Annotated in this window: 15 protein-coding genes; 6 read left to right on the top strand and 9 right to left on the bottom strand. The window is 40.9% G+C overall.

The window, feature by feature from the left end; translation table 11 throughout:
* Positions 1-2 precede the first annotated feature (2 nt).
* Genes ACMH5P_RS07135 through ACMH5P_RS07125 form a run of 3 tightly spaced genes read left to right on the top strand, consistent with a single transcriptional unit; the run spans position 3 to position 2,641 of the window.
* Positions 3-1,337: an aminotransferase class III-fold pyridoxal phosphate-dependent enzyme gene (locus tag ACMH5P_RS07135; protein WP_459493647.1), complete on the top strand. Its 1,335-nt coding sequence runs from the start codon at positions 3-5 to the stop codon at positions 1,335-1,337.
* Positions 1,337-2,140 (top strand): SDR family oxidoreductase, encoded by an 804-nt coding sequence (locus tag ACMH5P_RS07130; RefSeq protein WP_459493646.1) that lies wholly within the window; start codon positions 1,337-1,339, stop codon positions 2,138-2,140. Before ACMH5P_RS07135 ends, ACMH5P_RS07130 begins: the two co-directional genes overlap by 1 nt.
* A 6-nt stretch (positions 2,141-2,146) precedes the next feature.
* Entirely contained in the window at positions 2,147-2,641 is a 495-nt protein-coding gene (locus ACMH5P_RS07125; RefSeq protein ID WP_459493645.1) for a KdsC family phosphatase, read from the top strand.
* Here the strand turns inward: ACMH5P_RS07125 and ACMH5P_RS07120 are convergent.
* Genes ACMH5P_RS07120 through ACMH5P_RS07105 form a run of 4 tightly spaced genes read right to left on the bottom strand, consistent with a single transcriptional unit; the run spans position 2,634 to position 5,652 of the window.
* The gene (locus ACMH5P_RS07120) at positions 2,634-2,999 is read right to left on the bottom strand and encodes a DMT family transporter (protein WP_459493644.1); all 366 of its coding nucleotides are present in this window, start codon (positions 2,997-2,999) and stop codon (positions 2,634-2,636) included. The two genes, ACMH5P_RS07125 and ACMH5P_RS07120, sit on opposite strands and share 8 nt — an antisense overlap.
* Positions 2,992-3,795: a sterol desaturase family protein gene (locus ACMH5P_RS07115; RefSeq protein WP_459493643.1), complete on the bottom strand. Its 804-nt coding sequence runs from the start codon at positions 3,793-3,795 to the stop codon at positions 2,992-2,994. Before ACMH5P_RS07115 ends, ACMH5P_RS07120 begins: the two co-directional genes overlap by 8 nt.
* Before the next feature lie 5 nt (positions 3,796-3,800).
* Entirely contained in the window at positions 3,801-4,712 is a 912-nt protein-coding gene (locus ACMH5P_RS07110) for an N-acetylneuraminate synthase family protein (protein WP_459493642.1), read from the bottom strand.
* A gap of 19 nt (positions 4,713-4,731) precedes the next feature.
* Complete coding sequence (locus ACMH5P_RS07105) at positions 4,732-5,652, bottom strand: metallophosphoesterase family protein (RefSeq protein ID WP_459493641.1); 921 nt, start codon at positions 5,650-5,652, stop codon at positions 4,732-4,734.
* A 227-nt stretch (positions 5,653-5,879) separates the two neighbouring features.
* Here ACMH5P_RS07105 and ACMH5P_RS07100 point away from each other — a divergent pair, with 227 nt between their 5' ends.
* Positions 5,880-7,340, top strand: a complete 1,461-nt coding sequence (locus tag ACMH5P_RS07100; protein WP_459493640.1) for an inorganic phosphate transporter — start codon at positions 5,880-5,882, stop codon at positions 7,338-7,340.
* A 99-nt stretch (positions 7,341-7,439) separates the two neighbouring features.
* On the opposite strand, the gene ACMH5P_RS07095 is transcribed toward ACMH5P_RS07100, so the two are convergent.
* The 3 genes from ACMH5P_RS07095 to ACMH5P_RS07085 form a co-directional block, all read right to left on the bottom strand.
* Complete coding sequence (locus tag ACMH5P_RS07095) at positions 7,440-8,582, bottom strand: glycosyltransferase family protein (RefSeq protein ID WP_459493638.1); 1,143 nt, start codon at positions 8,580-8,582, stop codon at positions 7,440-7,442.
* Positions 8,534-9,349 carry a UDP-2,3-diacylglucosamine diphosphatase gene (locus tag ACMH5P_RS07090; RefSeq protein ID WP_459493637.1) on the bottom strand — a complete coding sequence of 272 codons (816 nt, stop codon included), beginning with the start codon at positions 9,347-9,349 and terminating at the stop codon, positions 8,534-8,536. The genes ACMH5P_RS07095 and ACMH5P_RS07090 overlap by 49 nt, the downstream gene beginning before the upstream one ends.
* 74 nt (positions 9,350-9,423) lie before the next feature.
* Positions 9,424-10,089, bottom strand: coding sequence for a type III pantothenate kinase (locus ACMH5P_RS07085; RefSeq protein ID WP_459493636.1), 666 nt, complete (start codon positions 10,087-10,089; stop codon positions 9,424-9,426).
* Between the two features lie 40 nt (positions 10,090-10,129).
* On the opposite strand from ACMH5P_RS07085, the gene panD reads away from it, so the two are divergent.
* Positions 10,130-10,480 carry an aspartate 1-decarboxylase gene (gene panD, locus ACMH5P_RS07080; protein ID WP_459493635.1) on the top strand — a complete coding sequence of 117 codons (351 nt, stop codon included), beginning with the start codon at positions 10,130-10,132 and terminating at the stop codon, positions 10,478-10,480.
* On the opposite strand, the gene panB is transcribed toward panD, so the two are convergent.
* Positions 10,477-11,292: a 3-methyl-2-oxobutanoate hydroxymethyltransferase gene (gene panB / locus ACMH5P_RS07075; protein ID WP_459493634.1), complete on the bottom strand. Its 816-nt coding sequence runs from the start codon at positions 11,290-11,292 to the stop codon at positions 10,477-10,479. The genes panD and panB overlap by 4 nt on opposite strands.
* Positions 11,289-12,089 (bottom strand): pantoate--beta-alanine ligase, encoded by an 801-nt coding sequence (gene panC / locus ACMH5P_RS07070; RefSeq protein ID WP_459493633.1) that lies wholly within the window; start codon positions 12,087-12,089, stop codon positions 11,289-11,291. The genes panB and panC overlap by 4 nt, the downstream gene beginning before the upstream one ends.
* 40 nt (positions 12,090-12,129) lie before the next feature.
* Between panC and coaBC the strand changes: the two genes are divergently transcribed.
* Positions 12,130-13,326 (top strand): bifunctional phosphopantothenoylcysteine decarboxylase/phosphopantothenate--cysteine ligase CoaBC, encoded by a 1,197-nt coding sequence (gene coaBC / locus ACMH5P_RS07065; protein WP_459493632.1) that lies wholly within the window; start codon positions 12,130-12,132, stop codon positions 13,324-13,326.
* The last annotated feature ends 41 nt before the right edge of the window (positions 13,327-13,367 follow it).

The raw sequence follows: 13,367 nt of genomic DNA, 5'->3' as shown, positions 1-13,367 counted from the left end.
TCATGAAAAATAAGGTTCAATTTAACGCGGAACTTCCGCAGATTCAAGAATCACTGTCGTTGTATGCGCGTGGTCTGCAAGTTCAACATCCGATTACCCAAACCTTAGCCAAAGGCCCAGGACAATTTTCCAAAGGTGTGTCTCCGATTTATTTAAAGAAAGGGAAAGGCGCGCGGGTATGGGATGTCGATGGCAATGAATATATTGACTTTAATATGGGTATTGGCCCGCTTTCATTGGGATATTGTATTCCTGAAATTGATTCCGCAATCAAGGAGCAATTGGAAGATGGAATTACCTTTTCATTAATGCATCCCTTAGAAGTAGAAGTAGCTGAAAAAATTTCTCAAATCATCCCTAATGCGGAGGCTGTTAAATTCAGTAAAACAGGAGCCGATGTGACCTCTGCAGCCGTTCGTGTTGCGAGAGCGTTTACAGGCCGAGAAAAAGTATTTTGTTGTGGATATCACGGTTGGCATGACTGGTATATCGGAATTACGTCGCGAGGCAAAGGCATTCCGGAGTCTATCAAAAACCTAAGTTATACCTTCGCGTTTAATGATATTGAATCCATTAAAAATGCATTGGATGAAACCGTAGCTTGCGTGATATTGGAGCCGTTCATTTTCGAGAAACCGCAGGAAGGGTTTTTACAAGAATTGGCTGAAATATGTCGTCAAAATGGAACCTTATTGATTTTTGATGAAATGTGGTCAGGCTTCCGAATTTCCTTAGGGGGAGCTCAGGAGTTTTTTGGAGTAAAAGCAGATCTAGCTACATTTTCTAAAGCTTGTGCGAACGGCATGCCTATCGCGATATTAACGGGGCGTAAAGATGTCATGTCCTTATTTGATCACGATGTTTTCTCCTATACCACTTTCGGAGGAGAAGCACTTTCCTTAGCTGCCTGCCAAGCTACCATTCAATTCATGGAAGAGCATCAGGTATCTTCCGTATTAGCAGCGAAAGGCAAATTCATGCAAGATTCATATAATCAATTAGCGAAAGTCTTAGGCATGTCGGATATTACAAGTTGTGTCGGATATCCTTGTCGGACGATGTTAACCTATGCCGCACCAGGTCAAGATGCCTTGGAATTAAAAACCTTCATGCAACAGGAATTACTGCAAAAGGGTATTTTATGGGGAGGTTTTCACAACATGTGCTACAGCCATAGCCATGAAGACATGGAGTATACGTTATCGGCCTATGCCGAAATACTCCCTCGACTAAAAGCAGCCATTGAATCAAATTCGGTGAAAAGTCAATTGAAAGGCGAGGTCTTAGAGGCCGTATTTAGAAAGATTAGTGACCATAATATTAAACCGAAAAATTAATGCAATTATTTGAATTGTCGGGGAAGGTTGCCTTGGTGACGGGAGCTTTGGGATTAATCGGCAAAGCACATTGTCGAGCTTTGGCTGAGGCTGGAGCTATGGTGATTGTGGCGGATATTATGGAAGAAAATTGTGAGGTATTTGCTCGAGAGCTTGGCTCAAATTCTTACGGGATTGGCATGAACATTGCAGATGAAAATTCCGTTCAGGCGGCAGCTAGCCGGGTTTTCGCGCGTTCTGGAGGTGTTGATATTATAGTTAATAATGCCGCGATCAATGATCATTTTCAGGAGTCGGCGGATATTCTCGAGCAATCCGCCTTTGAAAATTATCCCGTCGCCATGTTTCAAAAATCTTGGGAGGTAAATGTGATGGGAATGTTTTTGGTTTGCCAACAATTCGGTAAGCAAATGTTGTCAAAAGGGGGTGGTAGTATTATCAACATTGCATCGACATATGGGATGGTTGGTCCAGACCAACAACTATACAAAAATGAAAAGGGGGAGCAATTGTTTTACAAGACGCCTGCTTACCCGACAACGAAAGGAGCCGTGATTAATTTTACCCGTTACCTAGCGGCTTATTGGGGTGATCAGGGAATACGTGTGAATACGCTTTCACCGGGTGGGGTTGAAAATGGACAATCTGAATTTTTTCAACAAAATTATTCGGCGAAAACACCTTTGAAAAGAATGGCTAAGTCAACGGATTATGCAGGAGCTTTGGTATTTTTGGCGAGTGATGCGTCAGCTTATATGACTGGAGCGAATTTGGTAGTCGACGGAGGATTCACCTGCATTTAATTAAAAATGATGGAAGCACGATTAGCAGCAATTAAATTAGTTTTGACAGATTGCGACGGCGTATTGACGGATGGCGGCGTGTATTATGGGGAGCAAGGTGAGGTGTTAAAGAAATTTAATATTCGTGATGGTATGGGGGTGGAGCGTTTACGGAAATGGGCCTCGGTACCTACGGGAATAATTACAGGAGAAATGTCTCCTTCTGTTAAGCAAAGAGCTTCGAAATTAAACATTAAGGAATTGCATTTGGGAATTAAAGACAAAGAGCGTGTGCTTCTGGAAATCCTAGAGCGTTTTTCCTTGAGTCCTGAACAGATTGCTTATATAGGGGATGATGTTAATGATCTTGTCGTTCGCCCATATGTTGGGGTTTTCTTTTGCCCATCGGATGCATTACCGCAAGTGAAGCATCAAGCAGATATTGTTTTACAGTTACCGGGGGGATCCGGCTGTTTTCGAGAAATGGCGGAGTTAATTTTAGCCGCGAAAGGTATTAATTAGCGCTGTATTGTTTCATCCCGATAATCCCAATGACTATCAGTGTTAGGAAGAATATTTCCGTATAATTGGTCGCCTGCTTAAAGTACCAAACATCACATATTTTGATTAAAACCAATGAAACAGCTGTCCATATAGCAATGGCTGTGGAAGTCGGAATGTCTTTTAATGCCACCGAGAGATAATAGATGTTTCCTCCGCCAAAAAACACATAGGCGATAAATGGAATTAACGCGGCACCTAAATTTTCTTGGCTTGCCCAAGCTGTTTTTAAGCTAGAAAAGTTCATGAATTTTAAGGCATAAGTCCAGCCAGTTTCAAATATGGCTGCAAGAAAAAGGGATATCCAGGCTTTACTCATTTTTTGTTATTTGTTCATCGAGCCGCTTAAATGTCCACCGATAAAATGCGTAGACATGCTGGGCAAAATAGTTTTTGGGAAATTCGTAATAAAGTCCCCATTTTACAGGTTTTTCATTCGTTTCATATAAAGTTCCAAATAGTTTATCCCATATGCTAAATTTCGTAGCGAAATTAGCATGAAATACCTCTTGATGGTTGGCATGATGCCAAAGATGAAACTCTGGCCCGTTAAAAATGTATTTAAGTCGGCCAAAACTGAATTTTAAATTCGCGTGAATAAACATGCCCCATAGCCCATCGATCAAGCCTTTAATAGGAACTACAACGGGGTCGGCTCCCAAGATGAAAATTGGTAAAAATTCAATCGTTTGATTAATTATTATTTCCACGGAATGAGAACGAGCTCCGGCTATCCAATCAACTTCTTGATTCGAATGATGTGCCTCGTGAGTTCGCCATAAAATTTTATTAGCATGTTGCCAGCGATGGAACCAATAAATGTACAAGTCGTGGGTAACTAAGAAAAACAAAACCTGCAACCAAACAGGCCAAGACGTAATTTGGGGAAAGCCATGCCATGCCGATGCATGTTGTATGGGCGTTATGATGTAATCGAAGATGAGAATCTTCAATAAAAAACTTTGAATGATCGTATACCCGATGACATCGGTCCAGAAGCCCTCTCTGAAAAAAGGAATTCCCCTACGATAGGGGAATTTCCTTTCTAAAAAAATGAGCAGTAATGTACCAATAACGAGTATGAGGGAACAGAGTTGTGTTGCCGACAACTGCATAAGAATTAAAGTGTATCTACTAATCTACTTTCTGTAATATTAACACGTAATTTCTTCATCGGCCCGATTTCGCTTTCATAGACAACTTTTACGCCATCGCCCAAAGCCGTTTCTGTGTCGCGTATGTCTTTTACCAAACGAACGAATCCTTGAGGTTCTACTGAAGCTGCGTGATCTGATCCCCACATGGCACGATCTAATGTAAAGTGGCGTTCCACAAATTGGGCACCAATGGCTACTGCTGAAACCGTTGTGCTTAAACCTGTTTCGTGGCCAGAGTAACCGATGATGTATTCAGGGTACATTTGTTGCAAGGTGTTGATCATACGCAAGTTTAATTCCTCAGGCTTACATGGATAAGCCGATGTAGCATGAGCAATCATTAATGGATAATCGCCATATTCACGAATTAATTCCACTGCAAATGTGATTTCATCAATACGTGACATACCTGTTGAAATCATAATCGGTCTACCCGTTTCACAAATTTTACGGATAAGTGCATCATCAGTCAAAGATGCAGATGCCAATTTATACATGACAGGTTCGAATTGCTCCATGAAATCAACAGATGGCTCATCCCAAGCAGAAGCGAACCAATCAATTCCCTTTGATTTGCAGTAATTATCTATTTCAGAATATTCTAAAATGCCGAATTCTGTTTTGCGCTTATAGTCGATGTAAGTCATTTTACCCCATGGCGTATCGCGAACAATTTCCCACTGATCTTTTGGTACGCAAATCTCCGGCGTTCTTTTTTGAAATTTCACGGCATCTACTTTAGCCTCAACGGCAGCATCAATTAATTGCTTGGCAGTTTCTAAAGATCCGTTGTGGTTGATGCCAATTTCAGCTATAATGTAGCAAGGCTTTCCGAAGCCAAGCTCTTTTCCTGTGTTTAATTTAATTGTTTTCATGAATATTGATTAATAAATTTTAGGATTGATAATTTGTATACGTATTAGTAAAGGTTCCATCAGGATATAAATCGATCAATGCATAACCTGGTTGGGTTTGTTGGTAATTTCCGCTCCACCAAGCGCCACTGACAGCTCCATTGCAGCAATAGGTTACGCCATTGTATTCTACTCGATCCAATAAATGAATATGACCACTGATAGCAAGTTTTATATTCGGGTACTTCAAGAACAAATCCTTTAATTGTGCAGCGTCTTCGTGCATCCATCTTCCTGGAATGTTCCATTGGTTTTTCTCGAATCGATTGCCATCAAAAAAGATACAAGCAGCTAAAATCGGAATATGAGATACAATCATGATGGGCTTAAATGAAGGTATGGTAGCCAGTTCATTTTTGAACCAATCCATTTGCGCCTCATCAATTTTGCCGGTATACCATTGTCCCTCGTGATTTGGGCTGATGCTATCTAGACTGATTAGATGCCAGTTTCCTAAATCTTTTGAATAGTAGCTATGGGATTCTTTTAATTCATCAAGTGCCCATTTTTTACCATCTAAAATCGATTGTGGTGTTTCATTTTTCACCCAAATATCATGGTTTCCCAGTGACTGTATGATAGGCGTTGAAAGTTCTTTCCCCACTACCTCATTCCAAAGTTTCCATTGCTTTTCAGCTACATTTCGTCCGCCCCTGTGCGCATCCATGATGGCATCGCCACTATTGATAATTAAATCCGGTTTAACTGGCAAGCTTTGAATGTGATTAAGACACTTCGAAAAACCTTTTGCTGCGCCAATGAGTGGCATCATGTGTACATCGGTGATGTGGGCAATTCGAAAGGGTTTTTGAGGGGCTGAAGATTTGGCTTGTCCTGTAAGTGGCAAACTGAGGGCTCCGGAAATAATTCCGAGTTGTTGTAGTAAGGATCTTCTGTTCATCAATGAACTTTTATCATTCGATGCACAAAATTGCACATTACACTTAAACACGACGTTTCCTGTTATTTATAGATATGTTATCATTCGCACTTATTTGGTAAAGATTTTTTAACAGACAGGAAGGCCTAAAAATTTTATTCGTAGCTTTTAACAATTCGATAATGTTAAAGTATGGGCATTATTGTATTTTTGAAGAATTCAATTGTGAACTTTATCTAACTACAACTATGTTCGGACTTGATCCAACTCTCCTCTTCCTGTTATTCTTTTGCTTATTCGCAGCCTGTGCTTTTGAGTTTGTCAATGGATTTCATGATACCGCAAATGCTGTCGCAACCGTTATTTACACACATTCCCTGAAGCCGACCCAAGCTGTTGTTTGGTCAGGGTTTATGAATTTTTTGGGACTATTAACAGGCGGCGTAGGTGTTACGATGAGTATCATAGGGCTTCTCCCGACCGAATTACTCATTGACTCCAATGTATATCATTCCATGGCGATGGCGCTATCATTATTAATTTCTGCTATTTTATGGAATTTAGGGACATGGTATTTAGGTATTCCGGCATCCAGTTCGCATACCCTGATTGGTTCGATTATCGGAATTGGCGTTGGTCACGCATTACTTCCTGAAAATTCAAACAAAGGTATCTCTGCGATTAATTGGGATAAAGCGATCGAAATTGGACAAGCCTTATTGTTGTCTCCCATTTTTGGTTTTGCTTTAGCTATCATCTTAATGTATGTCTTGAAGAAAACCGTTCATAATAAAGATATTTTCAAGGAACCAAAGAAGAATACTCCTCCACCCATGTGGATTCGAGCCATATTAGTTTCTACTTGTACGTTGGTATCTTTCTTTCACGGCCGGAATGATGGTCAAAAAGGGATTGGTTTGGTAATGGTTATTCTTATTGCTTTTTTACCAGGCTATTTTGCGGTTAATACAAATTTGAATCTAGCTGAGGTCAAAACAAACCTTAGCCAAGTAAGACAAATCGTCTCTAAAATTGACACAGTTCCTTTATCTAAAAAAGAAATAGAAAGTTATCATAAAGTCTTAGCATCGGGAAATGAGTTAGATCTAATTTTGACAGAAGGGTTGACCACCAATAAATTAACAGTTGACCAAAAATTTCAAATACGTAAAGCAGCACTTAACATTAATAAGAATGCGAAAAGGTTAATCGAAAGTGAATCGGTTGCGTTATCTTCATCAGATTTAACATTATTAAAAGTTGCAACGGCTGGGAAGAAGGCCCCATTTATTAGTTATGGAGCAAGTGCCTCGTCAACAGGTTTAGCAGGAATTACTGATTTTGCTCCAGCTTGGGTCATGTGGTTAGTCGCCCTTTCCTTAGGACTTGGAACAATGGTCGGCTGGAAGCGTATCGTGATAACGATCGGTGAGAAAATTGGCAAGAACCACTTGACCTACGCACAAGGAGCTTCTGCAGAATTAATCGCATCGCTTACCATTGGTTTAGCTACCGCTTATAAATGGCCAGTAAGTACCACACACGTTTTGTCTTCAGGTATCGCCGGTACCATGGTTGCCAATCGTGGTATTAAAAATTTGCAGGGTGGAACGGTGAAAAATATTGTGATGGCATGGGTATTGACATTGCCTATCACGATTGTATTATCCGCAACATTGTTCGTATTATTCCGTTGGATTACAGGTTAATCTTCTTCTCGAAAAATTTTAGTTAGGGTATTGAAAAAAGCCGGGGGAAATTCCCTCGGCTTTTTGTTTGTACTACCTTCATTAAATTAAACGTAATTTCTACCATGTTGTGGATAATCCACCTTCATTCTTCGGACTGTAATTCGAAACATAAATAGGCTTACGAATTAAGTCACTCAATTGATAAGCAAAATTGGCTTGATGTACCCATTGCTGGTAAGCGCTTTGCACCGATTGATGCGTGGGTAAATAAGTGTGGAATATGTCCAAATCAAATGTTCTTGCCTGTACGCCCGCACCGGATAATTCGCCATCATGCGCATTAATCATTTGTTCAATGTGATTTGGTACCGGTACCATCATGACCGGCTTGCCTAAATACATGGCTTCTGCGACCGACTCAAATCCAGCCGTCGAGATTAAGCCCGCACATTGCGTCATCTTGTCTAAATACTTTTGTGCATCAATCGGATGAAAAGTCAATGAGGACGAATAGGTAAATTCCTTTTTATGAACGGGATGATCCCAAAAACAATCCAATTGCACCTCGGGGTGTTTATCTGACCAGGCCATAATCTCATCCGCTAATCGGTAATGGGTTAAATAAGCCAACCAATTTTTGCCTGCTGTAGGCTCAATCGACTTGACCTCTTGGCGCAAAAGGGGAGGAACTGTTACAATATTGCGTTTGATGTCATTCGGAATTGGACGAAACGATAAGCCCAATAATTTTTTCGAACCAATAGCCGTAATCTTCGTATTGATGTTGAGTAAAAAGCGATCCAACGCTTTCTCTGCAATCGATTCAAAATGCTCGCTCAATAAAAGGTATTGATGACCTATCGACATGCACGGAATTTTCGAGCCTGATTTCAGATTATACAATCCCGTAATCGACTCATAAAAATTGACAATCCCATCGGGTTGTAATTGTTCTACAAAAGCCTCCAGTTTCGAGGCACTTTTCCAATAGGTATGAAACTTCGTAAAACCTTGTAAAGCAGTTTTACCAATATTTACTGATTTACCTGTACCATAATTCAAAGATGGACTTTCAAATTGAATGATGGGGGTTTCTCCAATAAAATTAAGAAAGAATGAAGGAATTACTCTGCCCTCTGATGCTCCTAATGCATAACCAACCACTTCATGGCCAGCTTCACGGGCAATTTGAGTAAGCGAAATGGCCTGTGTTAAATGCCCGCGACCTTCGCCTTGGACGGTAAAGATGAACCTTCCCATAAAATTTCGTTTAATTCGTTAGCAATATCTATTGCTGGATAATCAATCAGTTTCCATTCGCCTTCATGTGTTTCAACGAGCGCCGTAAGGGATTCTACCCAATCACCGGAATTCATGTAAATAATTCCTTCTATTTCTTTGATTTCTGCTTTGTGAATATGTCCACAGATAATCCCATCCGCACCTTTGGCCTTAGCTAATTCAGCTAATTTTTCTTCGAAGTCGGAGATGAAATTCACAGCTGCCTTTACCTTCTGTTTAATGACCTGGGATAAAGAATAATACGGCTTACCTTGCCACGAGCGGTATTGGTTATACCATTTGTTCAACCACAAAAGAAAGGTGTATCCGATGTCGCCTAAATAGGCAAGCCATTTCATTTGGCTGGTGATGCTATCAAAAATATCACCATGCGTGATGAAGTATTTTTTACCATGCGAGTCTAGCATATAATCCTGACGAATTGAGAATTGCTTCCCAATTTTTAAGGGTAAGATTTGATCGAGGAAATCATCGTGATTTCCGCGTAGGTAAATGACTTCCGTATCAAAACGATCCATCATTTTTAATACCGCACGAAAGAATCCGGTATGTTTCTTTTTCCAAGTGCCCCCTTTTTTTAATTGCCATCCATCTATGATGTCACCATTTAAAATAAGTTGGTGGCAGGAATTTGATTTCAGAAATTCGTTAACTTCTTTGGCTTTTGCTCCTTTACTTCCTAGATGTAAATCGGAGATGACGATCGTCTTGTAGGTTGGCCGCATGGCGTGTATTTTCGTTTAACAAAAATACCTGTCTTCGTGGGAGCCCGTGTTAAGCCAATTTTAAGGAATAGTAACTATTTGATAATGTGTAACATCCCTTTCCACACTAAATGCATATCTACGGGAAACAAATGGGCAAAATAAGGGGCATCTCCACCGGTTAATATAACCTTGATATCGGGTTGGGATTTTTTAATATCTGCGACAAATCCCAAAATCTCATATTCGATTCCGGCCATGACACCAGCTAATAAATTACTCCTGGTGTCCGTTCCCCAGCGTGGGAATTTCTCCTCTATGTCTATTTTGGGGAGTTTGACTGTGCCATCGGACATGGATTTAACGCGCAAGTTGATTCCAGGGCTAATGGCACCTGCATAAAATTCATGGGCACCATTTGTCACATTGTAGGTAATGCATGTCCCCAAACAAATCACCAATGAATTCGCGCCTCCCCCCAATGCTAAATACTTTCGGTCCTCGCCCAAACTATCAATCGAATAGTTTTTGGATTTCAATTCGGGAGTAAGCTGATATAGCCTAGGTCGAATCAATAATTCGCTTTCTTTGGGTACCTTGACTACTGAACTAATCAGGATTTTTGTAATCTCATTCCAAAAAGGAATCGAATAAAAGGATGCTGGACTTAGATCAAATAAGACTCCCTCTGTAAGAATATTTTCATCCTTACATATGGCATATTTTGAACGCGTATTACCTAAATCCAAGAGTAAAATCATAATAATTTGTTAATTTTGGCACTCAATAATTCCGCCTTTTATGTATCAAATTCAAATTCTAAAGTCAAAAGTACATCGCGCTACTGTTACCGAAGCAAATATAGATTATGTTGGTAGTTTAACCATGGATGCCGACCTCATGGATGCGGCCAACATGCTGGAGCACGAAAAAATCCAAGTTGTGAACGTCAACAATGGCGAAAGAATCGAAACCTATTTAATCAAAGGCGAACGAGGTTCCGGGGTGATTTGCCTGAATGGCCCTGCTGCACGCAAAGCCGTCGTTGGCGATATCGTCATCATTATTTCCTATGCCTTAATGGATTTTGAACAGGCCAAAACATTCAAGCCTACAGTAGTTTTCCCAGACGCTAAAAATCGTTTGAATTAATACGATTCTTTGTCATTTGGAAAGGACTTTGATTTCACATCACTGACATAGGATTTTACGGCTTGAGGAATTAATTCGCTTAGATTTAAGTATTGACGAATGAATCGGGGTTTAAACTCCGAATTCATTCCAAGCATGTCGTGCATGACCAATACTTGGCCGTCGCAATCTGCTCCCGCACCAATCCCGATCGTTGGTATGTCAAGAAGTGTACTCACTTTTCCGGCTAAAGCTGCGGGAATTTTTTCTAAGACTAAACCAAAACATCCATTAGCTTGCAGCAACTGGGCCTCCTCTATCAACTTTTCTGCCTCCGCATCTTCTTTGGCACGGACAGCATAGGAACCAAATTGATAAATACTTTGGGGCGTCAGCCCCAAATGTCCCATCACGGGGATGCCTGCACCTACAATTTTTTTGATGCTTTCAATCACCTCGCTGCCCCCCTCCAATTTAATGGCATGGGCACCCGTTTCCTTCATAATTCGGATGGCTGATGATAAAGCAATCTCCGGATTTGATTGATAGGAGCCAAAAGGAAGGTCGACAATCACCAAAGCCCTTTTTGTCCCACGTACCACACATTGTGCATGATAGATCATTTGATCTAAGGTGATCGGCAGTGTCGTTTCATGGCCCGCCATGACATTACTTGCACTGTCTCCCACCAAGATACAATCTACGCCCGCCGCATCGAGCAGGGTCGCCATCGTAAAATCATAGCAGGTTAGTATAGAAATCTTTTCCTGCTGTTGCTTCATGATTTGAAGGCTGTGAGTGGTGATTTTTTTAAATTCTTTTAAATAGCTCATGCGAAAATTTGGTTATCAATGAGGCGAACTCCGCCGATAAAAGCTGCAACGAGAATTACACAGGGTTTGGCTTTCCAAGGTTTTAATTCTAAGGTATTTGGGTCGCAACATGCAATGTAATCAATGGAATCAAATCCGGCTTCGAGTAGACGCTGTTGAAATTCTTCTTGGTTAGAACTTTCAAATCCTTTGAAAATGGCACAGGCTTTTTCTCTTTGATCATCGTTTAAACGCATGTTCCGACTGCTCATAGCCAGGCCGATGTTTTCCCGAACAGTTGGGCAGGCAATGAGTTTGCAATTTTGCTTGGTCAGTGCTAATAAGCGTTCAACCACGGCAACTTGTTGGTAATCTTTTTGCCCCATAAATAAGTAGTCGGGCTGAACTGCTTGAAGTAATCGGTCGACCACCACACAAACGCCTTGAAAATGTCCAGGTCTAAATTTGCCTTCCAAGACCCGTTCTAAATTCCCAAGATCGTAAGTAGGCAAATTGTCAAAACCAGAGGGATAAATATCCCGAACCTCGGGAAAGTAAACGACATCGCAACCGACTTCCTTTAATTTTTGAAGGTCATCTTCGAGCGTTTTGGGGTATTTTTCAAAATCGGAGAGATCGTTAAATTGAGTCGGATTAACAAAAATACTGCAAACGACTAGTTCGCATTGACCTTTTGCTGTTTGAATCAAGGATAGATGACCCTCATGCAAGGCCCCCATGGTAGGCACGAATCCGATACTTTTGGAGGTGCTTTGGAGGTATTCTTGTAATTCCTTTTGGGTCTGATATTGCTTCATGCGTGGTAAATAGTTCGCAATATTACCTATTTTTGAACTTATGTTTCAAGGGAAAAAAATAATTCTGGGAATTTCGGCAAGTATTGCTGCATATAAGTGTATTTATCTGGTTCGTTTGCTGACTAGTCAAGGGGCTCAGGTACGTGTTGTGATGACTCAAGCTACAAAAGACTTTGTGTCTCCATTGGTACTTTCTACTTTTTCGAATCATCCCGTTTGGATTGATTTTCACGAAAATAATGTTTGGAATAATCATGTGGAATTGGGGCTTTGGGGAGATATTTTTGTGATCGCACCTAGTACTTGTAATACGCTTGGAAAATTAGCGTATGGACTTTGTGATAATATGCTGATCGCCACTTATTTGTCGGCGCGCTGCCCGGTTGTCATCGCTCCCGCCATGGATGAAGACATGTATTTGCATCCTGCAACACAGGCGTCTATTCATACGTTAAAAACGCGCGGGAATCATGTACTAGAGGTTAATTCAGGCGCCCTAGCATCGGGCTTACATGGGCCGGGACGCATGGCTGAACCTGAAGAGATTGTTGCGTATTTAGCGACACATTTTTTTCGCGATAAAGTTTTGACCGGAAAGCGCGTATTGATTTCTGCAGGGCCCACCCAAGAAGCCATTGACCCGGTACGTTTTATTTCCAATCATTCGACAGGGAAAATGGGTATTGCTTTGGCAAATGCCTTTTTTATGGCAGGAGCAGATGTTACCCTCATTGCTGGACCGATGAATCTTCAACCTGATTTTCAGGGGATTACCACGGTGGATGTTGTGTCGGCTGCCGATATGGAAAATGCATGTCTGAATGCTTTCGAAGAATCAGATATTTGCATTATGGCTGCTGCGGTTGCGGATTACCGACCCATAAAAATCGCGGATCAAAAGATTAAAAAAGTCGATTCAGATTTATCCATCGAACTAACGCGAACTTCAGATATCTTACAAAAATTAGGAACGATGAAAAAATCGGGCCAATGTTTGATTGGTTTCGCGCTAGAAACCCAGCATGAGGAGGCCAATGCGAAAGCAAAACTAAAGCGAAAAAATGCTGATTTTATCATCCTAAATTCAATGCAGGATGAGGGAGCCGGATTTGGACTAGACACGAACCAAGTAACGATTTATTCGGCCAATGGAAGCCAAGAATCGTTTGCATTGGCTAGCAAAAAAGATATTGCAAACCAAATCTGTCAATACATTATCTCGTCATTAATGTACTAAGCTTTGGCAATCCATTAAGAATTGCCAAAGCTCGAGATCTT

It is taken from the genome of Aquirufa sp. 5-AUSEE-100C1 (assembly GCF_054558655.1).
Note: the sequence above shows the minus strand (reverse complement) of the source record. Positions and strands in the feature narration are given on the sequence as shown.

What these genes read in the sequence shown, in the direction of transcription:
- ACMH5P_RS07095 (WP_459493638.1), bottom strand. Translation starts at nt 8,582, where the DNA reads ATGGGAAGGTTCATCTTTACCGTCCAAGGCGAAGGTCGCGGGCATTTA.
- ACMH5P_RS07090 (WP_459493637.1), bottom strand. Translation starts at nt 9,349, where the DNA reads ATGCGGCCAACCTACAAGACGATCGTCATCTCCGATTTACATCTAGGA.
- ACMH5P_RS07120 (WP_459493644.1), bottom strand. Translation starts at nt 2,999, where the DNA reads ATGAGTAAAGCCTGGATATCCCTTTTTCTTGCAGCCATATTTGAAACT.
- ACMH5P_RS07125 (WP_459493645.1), top strand. Translation starts at nt 2,147, where the DNA reads ATGATGGAAGCACGATTAGCAGCAATTAAATTAGTTTTGACAGATTGC.
- panD (WP_459493635.1), top strand. Translation starts at nt 10,130, where the DNA reads ATGTATCAAATTCAAATTCTAAAGTCAAAAGTACATCGCGCTACTGTT.
- panB (WP_459493634.1), bottom strand. Translation starts at nt 11,292, where the DNA reads ATGAGCTATTTAAAAGAATTTAAAAAAATCACCACTCACAGCCTTCAA.
- ACMH5P_RS07105 (WP_459493641.1), bottom strand. Translation starts at nt 5,652, where the DNA reads ATGAACAGAAGATCCTTACTACAACAACTCGGAATTATTTCCGGAGCC.
- panC (WP_459493633.1), bottom strand. Translation starts at nt 12,089, where the DNA reads ATGAAGCAATATCAGACCCAAAAGGAATTACAAGAATACCTCCAAAGC.
- ACMH5P_RS07100 (WP_459493640.1), top strand. Translation starts at nt 5,880, where the DNA reads ATGTTCGGACTTGATCCAACTCTCCTCTTCCTGTTATTCTTTTGCTTA.
- ACMH5P_RS07135 (WP_459493647.1), top strand. Translation starts at nt 3, where the DNA reads ATGAAAAATAAGGTTCAATTTAACGCGGAACTTCCGCAGATTCAAGAA.
- ACMH5P_RS07110 (WP_459493642.1), bottom strand. Translation starts at nt 4,712, where the DNA reads ATGAAAACAATTAAATTAAACACAGGAAAAGAGCTTGGCTTCGGAAAG.
- ACMH5P_RS07130 (WP_459493646.1), top strand. Translation starts at nt 1,337, where the DNA reads ATGCAATTATTTGAATTGTCGGGGAAGGTTGCCTTGGTGACGGGAGCT.
- ACMH5P_RS07085 (WP_459493636.1), bottom strand. Translation starts at nt 10,089, where the DNA reads ATGATTTTACTCTTGGATTTAGGTAATACGCGTTCAAAATATGCCATA.
- ACMH5P_RS07115 (WP_459493643.1), bottom strand. Translation starts at nt 3,795, where the DNA reads ATGCAGTTGTCGGCAACACAACTCTGTTCCCTCATACTCGTTATTGGT.
- coaBC (WP_459493632.1), top strand. Translation starts at nt 12,130, where the DNA reads ATGTTTCAAGGGAAAAAAATAATTCTGGGAATTTCGGCAAGTATTGCT.